At 62.8% G+C, this 16,787-nt stretch carries 11 protein-coding genes; 4 read left to right on the top strand and 7 right to left on the bottom strand.

Annotated elements, in window-relative coordinates; genetic code table 11:
* Window positions 1-206 precede the first annotated feature (206 nt).
* The 3 genes from obgE to PW789_RS09040 all read left to right on the top strand — a co-directional run bounded on the left by obgE (window position 207) and on the right by PW789_RS09040 (window position 4,712).
* Window positions 207-1,307: a GTPase ObgE gene (gene obgE / locus PW789_RS09050; RefSeq protein WP_299374671.1), complete on the top strand. Its 1,101-nt coding sequence runs from the start codon at window positions 207-209 to the stop codon at window positions 1,305-1,307.
* 384 nt (window positions 1,308-1,691) lie between these two features.
* Window positions 1,692-2,021, top strand: a complete 330-nt coding sequence (locus tag PW789_RS09045) for a PadR family transcriptional regulator (RefSeq protein ID WP_299374668.1) — start codon at window positions 1,692-1,694, stop codon at window positions 2,019-2,021.
* Window positions 2,022-2,030: 9 nt separating this feature from the next.
* The gene (locus tag PW789_RS09040; RefSeq protein WP_367182518.1) at window positions 2,031-4,712 is read left to right on the top strand and encodes an ADOP family duplicated permease; all 2,682 of its coding nucleotides are present in this window, start codon (window positions 2,031-2,033) and stop codon (window positions 4,710-4,712) included.
* Between the two features lie 154 nt (window positions 4,713-4,866).
* Here PW789_RS09040 and PW789_RS09035 read toward each other — a convergent pair whose 3' ends face one another.
* The 4 genes from PW789_RS09035 to PW789_RS09020 all read right to left on the bottom strand — a co-directional run bounded on the left by PW789_RS09035 (window position 4,867) and on the right by PW789_RS09020 (window position 12,833).
* Complete coding sequence (locus PW789_RS09035; RefSeq protein ID WP_299374664.1) at window positions 4,867-7,386, bottom strand: ABC transporter permease; 2,520 nt, start codon at window positions 7,384-7,386, stop codon at window positions 4,867-4,869.
* A 222-nt stretch (window positions 7,387-7,608) separates the two neighbouring features.
* Entirely contained in the window at window positions 7,609-10,266 is a 2,658-nt protein-coding gene (locus PW789_RS09030; protein ID WP_299374661.1) for an ABC transporter permease, read from the bottom strand.
* Window positions 10,267-10,268: 2 nt separating this feature from the next.
* Window positions 10,269-10,598, bottom strand: a complete 330-nt coding sequence (locus PW789_RS09025) for a PadR family transcriptional regulator (RefSeq protein WP_299374659.1) — start codon at window positions 10,596-10,598, stop codon at window positions 10,269-10,271.
* Window positions 10,599-10,709: 111 nt separating this feature from the next.
* On the bottom strand, window positions 10,710-12,833 hold the full coding sequence (locus tag PW789_RS09020) for a DNA/RNA non-specific endonuclease (RefSeq protein ID WP_299374655.1): 2,124 nt from the start codon (window positions 12,831-12,833) through the stop codon (window positions 10,710-10,712).
* Window positions 12,834-13,048: 215 nt separating this feature from the next.
* On the opposite strand from PW789_RS09020, the gene PW789_RS09015 reads away from it, so the two are divergent.
* Window positions 13,049-13,549 carry a hypothetical protein gene (locus tag PW789_RS09015; protein ID WP_299374652.1) on the top strand — a complete coding sequence of 167 codons (501 nt, stop codon included), beginning with the start codon at window positions 13,049-13,051 and terminating at the stop codon, window positions 13,547-13,549.
* A 159-nt stretch (window positions 13,550-13,708) separates the two neighbouring features.
* Here PW789_RS09015 and PW789_RS09010 read toward each other — a convergent pair whose 3' ends face one another.
* From PW789_RS09010 to PW789_RS09000, 3 genes are all read right to left on the bottom strand, one after another.
* Window positions 13,709-14,872, bottom strand: a complete 1,164-nt coding sequence (locus PW789_RS09010) for an alpha/beta hydrolase family protein (RefSeq protein ID WP_367182517.1) — start codon at window positions 14,870-14,872, stop codon at window positions 13,709-13,711.
* Window positions 14,873-14,955: 83 nt separating this feature from the next.
* Window positions 14,956-15,408 (bottom strand): hypothetical protein, encoded by a 453-nt coding sequence (locus tag PW789_RS09005; RefSeq protein WP_299374649.1) that lies wholly within the window; start codon window positions 15,406-15,408, stop codon window positions 14,956-14,958.
* A 105-nt stretch (window positions 15,409-15,513) separates the two neighbouring features.
* A complete protein-coding gene (locus PW789_RS09000; protein ID WP_299374646.1) occupies window positions 15,514-16,227 on the bottom strand; it encodes a helix-turn-helix transcriptional regulator in 714 nt (237 codons plus the stop codon).
* Window positions 16,228-16,787: the final 560 nt, after the last annotated feature.

The following is a 16,787-nucleotide window of genomic DNA, read 5'->3' as shown; positions in this document are numbered from 1 at the left end:
TGACTGCATCACCGCGAACAGGCCGCGATGGAACCCTTTATCGGAAGGGTACGGCTCAAACTCGGATACGAATCTCCGGTTCGAAGCATGTTGTCTGCGGCGCCGGAAGCCCCTGAAAAAGAGGACCAAAACGCACCGCATCAAGCGAACAGTCTTTGCTGATGGGCTTAGTGTATCGCCGGACTGTAGAATGAGTATGTAAAAAAATGTTCATAGACGAAGCAAAGATCCGGCTGAAGGCCGGGGATGGTGGCAACGGCTGCATGGCCTTTCGCCGAGAGAAGTTCGTTCCACGCGGCGGTCCCTCCGGCGGCGACGGTGGTCATGGTGGCGACATCCTGATGACTTCTTCGTTGAGCCACAACACTTTAGTGCACTTTCGCTTCAATCCGGAGCACAAATCGGAGCGCGGCGAACATGGCATGGGATCGAACATGTCGGGCCACTCCGGCGAGCCGATGCACCTGCGGGTTCCCGTGGGAACGCTGGTGTACGACCAGGACACGGGAGAGCTGCTGCACGACTTTACGCAGCCCGATCAGACGATCATCGTTGCGCGCGGCGGACGCGGAGGTCGCGGCAACCAGCACTTTGCCACCTCCACGCACCAGGCTCCGCGCGAACACGAGCTGGGCAGATCGGGCGAAGAGCGCAATCTGCGTCTGGAGCTGCGCCTGCTGGCCGATGCCGGTCTGGTGGGCTATCCCAACGTCGGCAAATCGACGCTGATCTCGCGGCTCTCCGCTGCCCGGCCGAAGATCGCCAACTATGCGTTCACTACGCTCGAACCCAACCTCGGCGTCGTCAAGGTCGGCGACTTTCCGCACGAGCAGTCGTTCACGATCGCCGATCTGCCGGGCCTGATCGAGGGCGCGCACTCCGGCGCGGGCCTCGGCATCCAGTTTCTGAAACACATCGAGCGTACCAGCGTTATCGTGCACCTGATCGATATCTCGGACGGCTCGGGACGCCTGGACCCTGTCGACGACTTCAAGGTCATCACGGCCGAGCTGGCGAGCTTCGATCCCGAGCTGCCCAAGCGGCCGACGATCCTCGTCGCGTCCAAGGCCGACGTCGCCAACCCGGACAAGCTGAAGAAGCTGACCACCTACGCCAAGCGCCGCAAGATGCCGCTCCACCTGATCTCCGCCGTCACCGGCGAGGGCATCGAGCCGCTGAAGTATGCCATCGCAAAGGCAGTCGCGGAGCACCGCCCGGCGATGGTGAACAACGAGCCAAGCGATGCGGTGAAGCCGAAGGCACCCTATCCGCCTCCGTTTGCTTCAGCAAGGCGCAGCCGCAAGTAGCAGACTCGAGAGAGGTTTGCCACTGTTGCTGAGTTCGGCTGCATGAGCAAGAACGGCGAGGCCTACTGCAGCACGGCCTGTGAAGCGACCAAGGGAACGACCGACATCACATGTCAGTGCGGCCACCCTGGCTGCGATGCAACCCACGTGTAAACCGGCAATCAGGCCGACAAACGAAGACATCATGGCGCGGCTCTCCTCAGGGGGCGCGCCATCTTTTTTGCGGGCACCTTTCCGGACTGCCAGAAACAGTATGGTGGGCAGCTTTCGATCTGGCGATCTGGCTTGTCTGGACTCAACTTGTCGAGGTTGAACTTGTCATGAAAGGCGATTCTGGGTATGCTTCCCCTCAATGACTGATGCATCAATGATTGAGGTGAGAGCATGAGCCGCTCCAACGAGCTGCTGCAGGGAACGCTGGACCTGCTGATCCTGAAGGTCCTGACGCCGGGGCCGATGCATGGCCTCGCCATCGCCGACCGTGTGCGCCAGCTCTCGGAGGATGTGCTGCGCGTGAATCAGAGCGCGCTGTATCCGGCGCTGCACCGGCTGGAGCACCAGGCGTGGGTGAAGGCGGAGTGGGGCGAGTCGGAGAATAACCGCCGCGCCAAGTTTTATTCGCTGACCAGGGCGGGACACGCCCGCCTGAAGACGGAGGAGAAGAGCTGGGAGCGGCTCTCCTCCGCGGTCCACGGAGTTTTGCGTTCGGTTTAAGAAACGAGGTTGCCATTGCGCCTGCTGGAGAGCATTCAACGTCGGTTGCGTTCGCTGCGGCAAAGAGACACCGCGAACGAGGAGCTCAGCGAGGAATTGCAGTTTCATCTGCAGACGCTGGCGGATCGCCACATCGCCCGCGGCCTGTCGCCGGAGCAGGCACAGAGGGCGGCGCGCGCGGAGTTCGGCGACGTGAACGCAGCGACCGAGGCGGCGTACGAATCGCGCGGCACGGCGCTGGTGGACGATCTGATGCAGGACCTTCGCTACGGTGTGCGTTCGCTGCGACGGCAGCCTGCCTTCACGCTGGTGACGGTGCTGACGCTGGCTCTCGGCATCGGGGCGTGCACGGCGATCTTCTCGCTGGTGAACGCGGTGATGCTGCGCTCGCTGCCGTACGGCGATGCCAGCAGGCTGGTGTATCTCTACATGCCGAACCCGCGTCTCAAGGAGCTTCCGCCGGAGGCTCTGGGGCCGAGCAACGCGGACTTTTTCGACATACGACAGCAGGCGCACAGCTTTTCGTCGATGACGATGTTCGATCAGAAGACGATGAACCTGATGATGGACGGGAAGGCGCAGCGCATCGGCGTTGCCAAGGTGGATGCGAGCTTCTTTCATACGCTGGAGACTGCGCCGCTGATGGGGCGCGTCTTCAACGAGGAAGACCAGCAGCCGGGCAACGATCACGCGGTCATCCTTAGTTACAGCCTGTGGCAGTCGCTGTACGGCGGAGCAGCCGATGTGCTGCATCGCACCATCACGCTGAACGACACCCGTTACAGCATCGCGGCCGTAATGCCGCGGGATTTCGGCTATCCGCATCACACCGATCTTCCGTATGGCGATGGGCGCATTGAGGCGACGCAGGTATGGGTTCCCTATACGCTGACGGCAGCGCAGCGCGCCGACCGCGAGCAGACAAGCATTAACGCGATGGCACGGCTGAAGCCCGGAGTCACCATCAGCGAGGCGCAGGCGGAGATGTCTGCCATCGTCGCGCGGCTGGAGCCGCTGCACAAAGGCTTCCTCTTCAAAGGAATGACCGCGCTGGTGAAGCCAATGAACGTACAGGTGCTGGGACAAGTGCGTCCGCTGATGTCGCTGCTGCTGGGAGCTGTAGGCTTCGTCCTGCTGATCGCGTGCGGCAATGCGGCTAACCTTCTGCTGGCCCGCGCAGCCAGCCGCAGGCATGAGCTTGGCGTTCGCGCTACGCTGGGTGCGCGGCGAGGACGCCTGATACGGCAGATGCTGACGGAGTCGCTGCTGCTGGGAGCGGCGGCGGGTGCTGTGGGTATTGCTCTGGCATCATTGTTCATTCGCGTGCTGCTGCGGCTGAACCCTGGCGACATTCCAGACATGAATGCGGTCGCACTGGACGGTCGCGCGTTGGCATTTCTTGTACTGGTGAGCATCGCGACAAGCGTAGCCTTCGGGGCTCTTCCGGCGCTGACGGCGACACGCATCAACGTGGCGGAGTTTCTTTCGAGCGCAGGGACGCGTGGGCTGGTAGCCGATCGTCGCGGACTGAGAAAGACGTTGGTCACCGCACAGGTGGCGCTGGTGGTGGTACTGCTCACCGGTGCGGGACTGTTTGTACGCAGCTATCTGAATGTGCTCTCTGTAGACACAGGGTTTTCCCCGGCGACGATCGGGATGAATGTGAGTCTGACACCTGCCTATGACACGGCTGAGAAGAACGATGCGTTCTATGCCGATCTGCTTGAGAGAGTCCAGGCACGACACGGTGTGTACGCTGCGGGACTCGTGAATTTTCTGCCGCTGACGAACTCCGAGAGCATGAATACGCTGGAGGTAGAGGGCTATGCGAACCGCAAGAGTCAGCTGGTGGAGACGCGATCGATCACGCCAAACTATCTGACCGCGATGCAGACGCCTATCCTGAGAGGCCGCAACTTTACTCCGGAGGAGAAGTCGCAGAGCACGAGCCATGTGGTGATGGTGAACGAGGTCTTCGCGAAGCGGTTTCTAGCTGGCGGCGATCCCATTGGACGCCATCTCCGCTATGAGAGCAATCGTCCATGGTCGACCGTCGTGGGCGTGGTCGCGGACACGCGCAACATGAACACGGAAGTGGCGGCTGCCCCGCAGGTCTACGATGCCTTCTTTCAGACCGGGAACCCACCGTTACGTGGCGCATTTCTCGTCGTGCGCTCGACGATGGCAAAGGATGTGGCCATTGCGGACCTGCTGGCAACCGTGCGCTCGATGGATCCTGCGGTTGTGGTCTCCGACGTTCACGTGATGAGCGAGTTGACGGAACATGCCAACGCGCCGAGGCGTTTTCAGACGACGCTGCTGACGGTCTTCTCGTCGACGGCGCTGTTTCTTGCGGTCGTTGGGGTCTATGGGCTGCTGGCGTATTCGGTGCGGCAGAGAACGGGAGAGATCGGGCTGCGCATGGCGCTGGGGTCATCGCGAAGTGGCATCATGCGGCTGGTGCTGCGTGAGGGGCTTTCGCTGCTGGTGGCGGGGCTGTGCCTCGGGATTGCGGGTGCGGTCTTCTTCAGCCGCATGCTGCGCGGCTTCCTGTATGGCGTTCCGGCGCTGGACCCGGTGACATTTGTGGCGGTGCCTGCGTTGCTCGCACTGGCGACGCTGGCGGCGTGCCTGGTGCCGAGTATGCGGGCCGCGGCTACCGATCCGATGGTGGCGCTGCGACACGAGTAGCGATGCCGCCGCACGAGTCGCTACGCGACAACACGAGTCGCTTCGCGGCAACACGAGTCGCGACGCCGAGACACAACTAACTGCGCGCGGCATCGCGAGCAGCTATGCTGTACGGTCGAATCGCTATGCTGTATCGCCGAGCAGCGGTGCATAGCTATTCGGCGCGCAGGACCTCGCTCGGCTCGACGCTGGCGGCCTTGCGCGCGGGCAGCAGTGCGGAGGCGACGGCAACCAGCGTGACGAGCGCGACCGCCACGGTCAGCACGAGCGGGTCGGCCGTCGAGACCTGGAAGAGCTGGCTCTTGAGCAGGCGCGAGAGGGCGATGGCCAGCGGCACGCCGACGATGACGCCCGCGCTTGCGAGCTTGATCACATCGAGGAAGACCAGCCTGCCCACGGCCCAGCGCGACGAGCCGAGCGCCATGCGGATGCCGATCTCGCGCGTGCGCTGGCCGGTGGTGTAGGCCATTACGCCGTAGAGTCCGACGCCTGCGAGCAGTGTTGCGAGTACGCCGAAGGTGACGGCGAGGAAGGCGATCATGCGCTCGTTCTGCAGGTCGTTGTTGAGTTGATCGTCCATCGTCCGCAGGTCGTCGAGTGCCAGCAGAGGATCGACCTGCGCCACCGTGCGGCGAATGTTCGCGAACACCGCGGTAGGAGCCATCTGCGTCCGCACATAGAAATAAAGCGAGCGGTCGACATCAAGCCCGGTTGCCTGTTTCAGCGGGGAGTACATCGAGGGCTTGACCTCGTCGCGCAGGTCGGCATAGATGATGTCGCGGGTCACGCCGACGATCTCGGTATCGTATGTCGGATTCTTGGGATCGCCGTCGACCAGTCTCTGGCCGAGCGCCTTGCCGGCGCTGCCGAAGTAGCGCTTGGCCAGCGCCTCGTTCACGATGGCGACCTTGGGATGCGCGGTGTCGTCCTGCGGCGTGAAGGCGCGGCCGTAGAGCATAGGGACGCTCATGGTGGTAAAGAAGCCGGAGCTGACGTTGGTCTTGATGATGTTGATGTCTTCTTCCGGCGCGGCCTTGTACCCGGCGAAGCTGACGTTGCCGGAGTGCGCGGACTGCCCCAGCAGCGGGCTGTTCGTCGCGCCGACACTCTCTACCCCGGGCATGGCCCCGAGGGCTTCGATCATGCGCTCGCGCATCGCGGGAATGCGGCTGACGTCGTATCCCACCAGGCGCGGCGCCAGCCCGAAGGTGACGGTATGGTCGGTGCGGAAGCCCACATCAAAGGTGCGCAGCTGCTGGATGGTACGCACGAAGAGGCCTGCGCCGACCAGCAGGAGCAGGCTCAGGCCGATCTGCACACCGACGACGATGCGGCGGAAGTTGAGATGGCCACCCGTCGCACTTGCGCCCTGTGCGCGCAGGCTCAGCATCAGGTTCGGGCGCATCATCTGCAGCGCGGGGGCGAGGCTGAAGAGCACGCTGACACCGAGCGCGACGGCGAAGTTGAAGAGGAGCAGACGTGCGTCCATGGTCGAGTTGAAGGGCGCACCGTCGCCCGCGATGCGCTGCACCAGCACCCGCATCGCCAGCGGCGCAAGCACGACGCCAAGGATGCCTCCGCCGACGCCGATCAGCAGGCCTTCGAGCAACAGCTGCTGCACGATGCGCAGCGAACGCGCACCCAGAGCGGCGCGCAGCGAGAACTCGCGCACCCGCGTCGCCGACCGCACCAGCAGCAGACTGGCCACGTTGACGACGGCGATCAACAGCACCAGCGCGGCCATGCCCATGATGACCAGCAGCGGCGTCTGGTAGTCCCCGCGGTTGTAGGAGAAGCCGCGCGCCGCAGGCTGCACCAGGAGATGGCTGTTGGTGAGGAACTCGTCGGTGAAGCGCCTGGATTGCGTGCCGAGCGCCTTCAGCTCATCGGCGCGGAGGGCGTGCCAGAGCGGCGCGCTCATGGTCTCGGCCTGCTTGGTGGTGACGCCGTCCTTCATGCGGCCGATGATGTTCATCCAGCGGTCGGTGTGGTCGGTGAGGCGGCGATCCTGCCCGGGGATGACCTGGCCCAGCATGGCCATCGGCACAAAGAGCGCAGGCGTCTCGCCCCAGACGGCACTGTGAAAGCGAGGGCCGGCGATGCCGATGACCTTGAAGGGATGCCCGTTGAGTGAGAGGGTGTCGTTGACGACCGAGGGGTCGCCGCTGAGGTGCTTCTGCCAGTAGTCGTAGCTGAGGACGATGACGGGCGTGGCGTCCTTCTGCCGGTCGTCGGCCTGGGTGAAGAAGCGGCCCAGGGCGGGCGCGATGCCGAGCGTGGTGAAGTAGTTTCCGCTGACGATCTCAGCCGCGGCAAACTCCGAGGCTCCATTGCGCGTGAGGGTCACATCGGTCTTCGAGGTCGCGACGAGCGAATCGAAGGCGGCATCCTTGTCGCGCAGGTCGCGGTACATGGGGTAGGAGAAGTACGACTCGATGCCGCCGCCATGCGAGCTGCTATGGCCGTTCCACGCCTTGCCTGTGCCCTGCAGATAGACGAGCTGCTCCGGCTTGTAGACCGGCAGCGAGCGCAGCAGCGCCTGGTCGAGCAGCGAGAAGATCGCCGTATTGGCCCCAATGCCCAACGCCAGGGTCAACACCGCAGTCAGGGCAAAGACAGGAGCGCGGCGCAGCTGGCGCAGCGCATAACGAAGATCACTCAGGATGTTCTGCATCGTCTCTTGGACCTCATACGATATATGCGATGGGACCGCAGCCGGCAGGCACACACGTCCGCCCTCATTATCTGCACGTATCGCACCACTGTGCTGTCCAATATTTTCAGCAGCTTAGGCGAGATGCGGCGGCGAGCTGGTGTCCGCAGCCGTAAGTTCGCGTCCGGATGCGGACACCTCCCACTGCGCCCTGCGGCACTTCATTACCCCTAGAACATTTTCTTAGTCGATACGCAGGGCGATCATCGGGTCCACACGGGCAGCTCTGCGCGACGGCATCCAGCATGCCGCCAGCGCCACCGCGAACAGCAGCAGAGGCACGGCGGTAAAGGTCGCGACGTCCCACGGCTTGATGCCGTAGAGCAGTGCCCCTGTCAGGCGAGCCGCGGCCAGCGCCAGCGGCACGCCGACCACGATCGAGATGACGGCGAGCCGCATGCCACCCTCGAGCAGCATGCCCTGCACCTGTCCCATGCGCGCGCCCAGCGCCATGCGGATGCCGATCTCCTTCGTGCGGTGGCTGACCATATAGCTCATCACGCCGTACAGCCCAATCGCCGCCAGCGAGACGCCGGTGATGCCGAAGACGAGGAAGATGGAGTTGACCAGCCGCGGCAGGAAGAGCGCCTCGTGCATGTGCTCCTCCATGGTCTGCACGTTGTAGATGGCCAGCGAGGCATCGACGCCGCGGATTGCATCCTGCATCGCCTTGCTCAGCGTGGCCGCGTCGCCCTGGTAGCGCGCGATGACGGTGTAGCCATCCTGCCACTGGTCGCTGGCGATGTTCTGGTTGATCGGGCGGAACATTACCGGCCGCTGATCTTCGCCGATCGTCCGCGACTTGATGTCTCTGGCGACGCCGATGATGGTGTACGACACGCTTCCATCGTTCACGATGTGCCCGATGGGATTGGCACCGCGGAAGTAGCGCCGCACAAACTCCTGGTTGACGACGCCGACCCTTGGCGCGTTGGGGTTCTCTTCGCCGACGGTGCGGCCCGCAAGCAGAGGGATGCCCATCGTCGTCAGGTAGTCGGGCGCGACCATGTACAGCTCGACGTTGTTTGCGCCATCAGGCTTGGGCATGCCCGGCACGTCGACGCTATCGCTGCGATGGCCCATCGAAAGCGGCACGCCATCGGTCACCGTCGCGGATACGACGCCGGGCAATGAGGCCACGCGCTCGCGCAGGTTGTCGAGCAGCAACGCGGTGCTCTGCGGCGTGTAACGCTGCAGCGGCGGATTGATGGACATCATCACCATGCCGCTCGAGCGGAAGCCGGCGTCGATCTTCAGCGCATGCTGCATGCTGCGCAGAAATAGCCCTGCGGCACACAACAGCACCAGCGACAGCGTCATCTGCACGATGACCAGCACGTTGCGCAGGCTGAAGCGACGGCCCGGCCGCGACAGTGCATCCTCGCCCTTGAGCGCAGGCGATACGACGACACGCGACGCCTGCCACGCCGGAACCATGCCGCACAGGAAGCCGGCGAGGAAGCTCAGGCCGAAGGAATACGCCAGCACCCTCGCGTCCACGCGTACGCTCAGGTCCATCGCAATCGGCACCGGCAGGCGGAACGACGAGAGCGCATACGTCGCCCACACGGAGAGGAGCACGCCGACGATTCCGCCGCCCAGCGCCAGCAGCAGGCTTTCGACGAGCATCTGCCGCATCAGCTGCCCGCGCGTGGAACCCAGAGCCAGCCGCACCGCCATCTCGCGCTGCCGCTGCGCACCCTGCGCCAGCAAAATATTGGCCACGTTGGCGCAGGCGATGCACAGCACCAGCAGCGCCACAAGGGAGAGGCCGAGCAGAAACAGATGCAGCGCTGTGCCGATTCGTCCCGGCATGGAGCCGATACCCTCGACCATGAACCCGTTGCCCTTATCCGTCTTTGGGTACTGCTGCGCCAGACGATCGGCGATCACGCTCAGCTCTCGCGATGCCTCGGTCCTGCTGACTCCGGGCCTGAGCCGCGCCGCGATGCGCAGCCACTGGCTCTCGCGCGAGGTCTGCGGCGGCGCATTGACGGCCAGCTCCGGCAGCTTGCCCAGCGGAACCCAGAACTGCGGATTGAGCACCTGATCCAGCCCGCGAAATCCGCGCGGCGCAACGCCCGCCACCGTGTACGGATAGCCGGAGACATCGATCACCTTGCCCACGATGCCGGGATCGCCCCTGAAGCGCTGCTGCCACAGGTTGTACCCGAGCACGATGACCGGAGCGCTCTCCTCATTCGCCGCAAAGCCGCGGCCCGCCGCCATGGTCATCTGCGCCACGTCGAAGAAGTTGGCCGTCACCGCCTGTCCCCACTCGCGATGCGGATCGCCGGACAACCCAAGCGATGTCTGCATGGTCTCGTAGTATCCCGCGACGCCGGAGAACGACTTCGCCTGCTGCTGCACATCGCGAACCACAGGCACAGGAAAGTTATTGCAGCACTGACCGTGATCGTAGGTGCGATTCACCGTCACCATCGTTGCGGGGTCTCCCACCGGAGGCTGCTGCAGCACGAACTTGCTGACGAGCGAAAAGATGGTGGCATTGGCCGCGATGCCGAGACCGATTGAGAGCACCACCGTCAGCACCAGCGCGCGACTATGCGAGAGACGACGCAGCGTATACATGAGGTCACTCCACAGACGATCGGCGTGCGACTCCCAGCCCGCGTTCCACACCTTGTGCTTCACCACCGAGGCACTGCCCACTTCAACCCGGGCCGCACGCTCGGCCTCCTTCAGGCTCATGCCGCTGCGCATCTTGTCGCTGATCGATTCGCTGAGAAACGACTCCAGCTCTGCATCGATCTCCGCATTGCGCGCCTTCCTGTCGCGGAGCGCCTTCATGCCGTCACGTGTGCTGCGAAAGAGATTCATGATCATGCCTCGAGGATCTTGTTGATGGCGGCGATCTGGCGGTTCCACGCTGCCTTCTCCGTCCTGAGCGCCTTGCGGCCCTTCTCGGTGATGGCATAGAACTTCGCGCGGCGGCTGTTCTCGGTCTCGCCCCACTCGCCCTTGACGTGGCCTGCGCGCTCCATCCGCGCCAGCGCCGGAAGCAGGGAACCGGGGTTCACCTTGAAGGCTCCATCGCTGATCTGCTCGATGCGCAGCGCCAGGCCGTAGCCGTGCAACGGCATCAGCGCCAGCGTCTTCAGCACCAGCATCTCCAGCGTGCCCTGAACCAGTTCCATCGATTGATCGCCCATCCGCGCAAGCCCTCCTCTAGAAGATCTAGAGGTAACGCGTCTTGCTCTAGGCGGTCAAGAGGAAGGAGAGGAATTGTGACGAATGGTACCCGGCGATCTACACCCCGGACCCTAGACCACGATGTCGTCGAAGTCGCGCAGCAGACGCCGCCTGCCGCCCGCAACCATCGCCTCCAGCACGCCTTTCCTGCCGGTCTTCGCGAACAGGTCGTAGCTCTTCAAACGTCCGAAGCTGAGGCCTGTGAGCGTCTCGAGCGATGCCAGCGTCAGCTGCGACGCGCCTACGTCGAAGGCCTCGAAGCCGGGGAGCTGCGAGATCTCCTGCTGGCCCAGCATGAAGGCTGTGGCCGACGGCTTGCCGTCGCTCTCGCGGATCAGCACGCACACCTTCCAGAACTGCAGCGGGCAGGGCACCGAGTAGCTCATCTTGTCGTTGCGATACATCGGGTTCTTCGCATCGAAGACCGGGCCGGTGAAGACCATGATGCGCCGCTTGTCCTTCTTCGCATGCTTCTCCAGCAGAAACTGCTCCAGCCCCTGCCAGCGGTCGGCTCCGCGGTTGAACGCCGAGGCCTGCAGCGAGCAGTTGGTGAAGTGAAAGGTATCGTTGGTCGACTTTGTCGCGATCTCCAGCGTCGCGCCCCACGCCGCATCGTCGCGCCGCGTCAGGTGGCCGCGGTCGATGCCGGTCTCGAAGGCCTCCTGCGTCAGCTGCTCATCGAGCGCCATCCGCGGATCGTTGAACCACTTGTCGCCGGAGCGCTTCGGCAGCTGCGGCCGCTCGTCGCCATCGACGTTTGCGGCAGAGAACCACGCCGTGCGGTATGTGGTGTTCATCAGCACGCTGTAGTTCCAGTAGCGCAGCTCGCAAGCTGCATATTTACCGGATGCTCCGCGATAGTCCGGCAGCAGCTGCGCCGTCGCCTTCAACTGCGCCGCCGTCAACGAGGGCAACGCGACGCTGAGCTTGCCGTCGAGGAAGAGGGGATCGTATCCCTTGCGCGCACCGTAGTCCGGGTCGATGGTGACGCTTTCGAGCGTGGCATCGGGCGCGGACAAGACACCCGCAGCCTGCGTGCCGACCGACACCGTAATCGTCAGCGGCAGCTGAATGGAGCCACCATGGACGGTGCCGATCTGCACGGGCAGCGTGGCTGTTCCTGTAGCGGGTGTCGTCGTCGTGCTCTGCCCTGCACTCTTCACGCGAGCCAGCTCGATGGGATTCGGTGGCGTTGCGGTGAGCATCGCGTTGACCAGCGTCTTCTGTGCAGGCGACAACGCTGCCGTCTGCAGATCGTTCACGATCGCCGAGATGCGGACGCCCTCGTTGCTGATCCACGCAATGGAGTCCTCGCTCTCGCCCTTATGCCACACCTGATTCTTCATCGTGAGAATCTTGCCCTGCGCATTCGTCCGGGGCACACCGGCGTGATGGATGGCCACCAGCTCCCACTGATCGTTGAAGCAGCCAGCGCCCGATGAGCCCGGCTCGGTGTCGGTGGTGTACTCCAGAAAGTTCGGCGTCGCGCCGGTCAGTCCGATGACCGTGTTCTCGCGCAGCGCGATCTGCTTCAGTCCTCCGTTGGGATGCTGGATGATGTTGATGGCATCGCCCAGCGCCAGCTTCGCGGTATCGGCGATCATCCGCGCCCACGGGTACGCCGCCAGCGGCCTTCCTTTGTCGGAGACTTCTTCCAACGCGACGACGGTGTAATCCAGCGCTTTGCTGGTGGTGAAGAGGACGTCCGGCCGCATGCGATAGCTGTGCACCGGCAGCATCTCGCGCTCGGAGTTCTGCTGATAGTCCATGTCGAGCCAGCTGCCTGCTGCCATCGCCGCATCGGAGATGACATGGTTGTTGGTGATCATCAGCCGCGGCCCGACGAGTACGCCGGTGCCGAACTCGTTGCCGGAGCGCACGCGTCCGACGCCCCGCGCCATCGCGATCGCCAGCTCCAGAAAATCGACGCCGAGCAGGTCGCTCTTGCCGATGACGCGCTCGTAGCCGATGCTCGACAGCACGGCATCCTGCCGTCCCGCTGCCGCCGGAATTGCATCCGCTGCACGCGCCAGCGAAGCGGCCTTCGTTGTGCTGGCCATCGTGTCGAGACGCGCTGCTCGCTGCCTCTGCTGCTGCTCCGCCTCAGGCAAGGCAGCGGCGCGGAGAGATGTTCGCGACGATGTTGCCGCTCGCTGCTTCCAGCGCTTTGCTGCCTGCTCCGCCAACCTGGGCACGAACATAGTGGACCTCCGCGAAAAGACGATGGATGCACGAGCACGAACGTGCTCACTCTAGCACCTCCGCCACCGCGTCATGATGAATGGCGGCTCACCTCCACACGGCTTCAGCCGTGGCCGCAACGGCCGTTGTCCTCGTGGGTTCCACCGCGCGCAAAGCCGCTTGAATCGCCATCTTCCTGCGATAACCTGACGTTGAGGCTCCTCCCCCTATGAAACGCTTTGGTCTGTTCTTCGTCTTTGCTCTCCTGCTCACCCTGCCCAGCGCAGTCCACGCCCAGATCGGCATCTACGGCGCCGTCTCCGGTGCGGCGCTTTCGAGCGCCCCCAAGGATGTCGGCTACGGCGGCATGGTCGGCGCCTACAAGCAGAGCGGCCACTTCCTCGCTACCGGTCTCGACCTGCGCGGAACCTTCCTAGGCCGCGAAGGCTTTCATTACTACACCTATGCCATCGGCCCGCGTATCGCCTTCAAGCCGCGCGTCCTTCCCATCAGCCCCTACGTGGAAGGCATGATCGGCCTGGCGAACTACAACAACGGCAAGAACACCAACTCCTCGAACCACCTCAACTACCAGGTCCTCGGCGGCGTGGACGCGACGATTATGCCTCGTATCGACTGGCGCATCATCGACGTCGCCTACAGCGGCGTCGGCGGCGAGTCGATCAGCGCGATGACCTTCTCCACCGGGCTCGTCATCCGCGTCTGGTAGCTGCAGCAGCTCGAGCCAGACACGCGACTGCCCTCCGCGATGATTCCGGAGGGCAGTCTTTTTGATGTCATCGAGAGATGGAGTTGACCGGCTCCTCGCCGGGAGACAAGCTACTTTAGCCGCAAGGGCGAGCAACACATCGCGCAGTGGCAGCTGCGCTTATGAGGTCACCAGCTCGCGGGGCATGGCCTTCTCGCGCAGATCTTTGAAGGCGTGATAGACGAACGAGCCGAGGAACCAGCCATCCATGTACTTGTACGGCGTCTCGCCCGTGGTGTAGTGGCCGCACGGCAGCACCTTTGAGACATAGTCGATGTTCAGCCGGTCGAAGTTTTTCAGCACGTCGAGCGAGAACTCGCGGATGAAGGTCAGATCGTACGTCGCATGCACGACCAGTACGCGCTTCGGCTCTGAAGCGAACCGGTCCATGTACGACTTCGGGCTGACTGACGTGAAGATCTTCTGCACATCCTGCTGCGTCATCCCTGCATTCTCGAACGACGCACGGATATGTCGCGTGCTCTGGCCCGTCCACACGACATCGCCGAACTGCATCGACGCATGATTGAAGGCGCACACCTTGAGCCGCTTGTCGAAGGCAGCAGCAATAAACGCATACGCGCTGCCCAGGCTGGTGCCCAGAACGCCGAACTGCTCATAGCCCTGGCTCTCGAGCCAGTCGATGCAGCTGCGAATGTCGACCACGGCCTGACGGCACGCAGCGATGGTGCGGCCGATGTTCGAGCTTACCGCGTAGTCCGATCGCTCCAGCTCGGCCGGGCGGCGGATATCGTGATACGGCTTCGACAAACGCAGCGCCGAGATGCCGAAGCGGTTGAACAGCGTGCAGAGAGCGTTGTGGCTGAAGGCATCCGCGTTCCACTGCGGCATCACGATGATGGCCTGCTTCTTCCTGCCCGGCTGCTGCGCAGCGTCCGCCGGATACCACCGCGCGTTGACCTGATCGTTTTCGGGAAACTGCGTACGCACCGGCGAGGTGAAGCGCAGAAACTCGGCCGTGTTGCCCTCGCCCGACTCCTCCAGACGCCGCCACTCCGCAGCCTCTTCCAAAGTCTCCGGCCGCACGTTGGTGGGAAAGAGCTGGGGATGCCGATGCTCCAGACGAAAATCCGCGGGCGTCTCGTATCCGAAAAAATCCTCGCTGTGCTCAACGATGTAGTCGTTCAGCGCGACCATGCGGTCGAACTCCGAGGCACCCGCATAAAGACCGGCCCCTGCAACAAAGTCCTCAAGCCAGTCCTCGCCCCACTCCAGGGGCGCACAATACGGTTCGTATCGCGAGTGGTCAGCGCGGTCTCCCACGCATACATCCACTTCGCATAGAGCTTTCCGAGCATCTATCTAGTTTATCAAGCTAACGAGTCGCAGATTGCTTGCAGTCGAGGTTAGAGCTGGGAATTCAAGGATCTCTGCCTGATCAACGCCTGCATGAAGAACGCGCTGCTTATCAAGGAAACAGCCAGTGCAAACGTCAAGTACGGAGGAAGGTTTTGCCAGAAGGTATATGCGTACGGCTTGATACGGTAGTTCAAACCGAGAATAACTAAGGTCGTAATCGCACTTGATTCAAGATAAATGCGCCATGGCTTGCCAAGCAGCTTATCGGCCCTTATCAGGCAGACGTACGGAATAATAAAAAGAACCGTCGCTCCAAGAGTTACAACGCCAGTTGAGACGATCCAGAGCAGCGCGATCCCAGCAAGATCAGTAAAGGAGATATTGCTCTTAACCCTTAATAAACTGACCATGTGCCATAAAAGAATCAGAATCCATACGCACGCCCAACCTTTTGCCGCTGATATTAAAGCCGTTTTTGCTTTCCAGAACACACGCATCACCTGTTCCGCTCGAAAGATCGATTTCGTTTCCCAGCTCTTCCATTCAAGTTAGTTGCGACCAGGCTGATGGACTCGAGCTAACGCTAACAAGTAGTCAGTTGATCATCAAACCTCCGCCACCACCAGGCAAACCCGCCCCACAATGTAGTCCGCCGGACTCTCCCCGTCCTTCAGCCCGATGAGCTGCACGGGAAACTCGCGCAGGAACGGCCGCAGGATCAGGTGGCGCTCGTCGAAGTCCACGTAGCGCAGCAACAGCATCGAGCCTGACCGCAGGGCGTAGATGTTCGGCTGGTTTGCGCGGTACGGCGCCAGCGAGTTGTAATGCCGGTCGATCACCGCCAGCGCTCCCGGCGCCAGCACCGGGGCCATCGCCGCGGCCTGCTGCGCATCCACCCGCACGGCGACGAAGCGCTCCCACTGCGTGCGCCTTGGCGCTGGCTTGGCGCGGTTCTCACGCAGCCGCGAGCCCACCACCGGCACCGTCTCGATGACGGCGGCGGCAGGAATCAGCACATCGTCGATCGCCGAGGATGGCGAGACGATCGGCACCTCCTGCACCAGCTCGATCTCCGGCTGCGCCACAACCGCCGAGGCGGCGAGGTCCAGCGGCAGGATCTGCTCAATGGAGAGGTTCTGCGCCTCCATCACCTTGTCCAGCCCCTCCAGCGAGAGCGCCCGCTTGTGGTTCAGGAAGTTGGAGATGTGCGCCTGCTGAAATCCCGCACGCTGGGCCAGGCGGCTGCCGGTCACCGTTCCCCGCTCGATGCGGCGGACCAGCTCCTGCCGCAACAGTTCATGAAGGTCCTGAAAGTTCATTGCGCTAAAGTCCTCACGGTCTTCAATTAATCTATCTGCAAGACGAATATTAGGCGAAAGATTATCTATCCGCAATACATAAGACGCTATATATCCAGTAAATGTTGGATTTACAGAACGAAACACCTGAGGAAATCTTTGCCATTGACAGTAGTATTGCCTGAAGTTATAACCATCCCACACTTCCTCTTCGTGCCTTCCTCCCCGGGCATCGACCGGCTGTGACTTAGCCGGCCAGGTAATTCCGGGGAGGTGAAGCGTGGAAGGGCGGTGTCTGTCCAAACAGTATGCCCTGAGGTACAAACACTCCCCGGGCGTCGATCGCCGGCACAGTCGATAGTCCCCTCCCAGGGTCTGCGTGGCTGGCGAAGACACCCCACAACCACCGAGGCGAACCCCTCCGACCGCTGATGACCGAGGTTCGCCCGGAGAAGACGGGCCTAACCATGAACGACATGCTGTATTTGCGAATGGACCTGAAGGTATGTGAAGGATGCGGCACATTGTGGCTCCGCACACGAACCGCCGACGGTGTCTACTGCCGGCGCTGTACCGACCGA

Origin of the sequence: Edaphobacter sp. (genome assembly GCF_028283685.1) — a bacterium.
Taxonomy (GTDB): Bacteria; Acidobacteriota; Terriglobia; order Terriglobales; family Acidobacteriaceae; genus Edaphobacter.
This window is presented reverse-complemented; position numbering and strand designations above follow the sequence as displayed.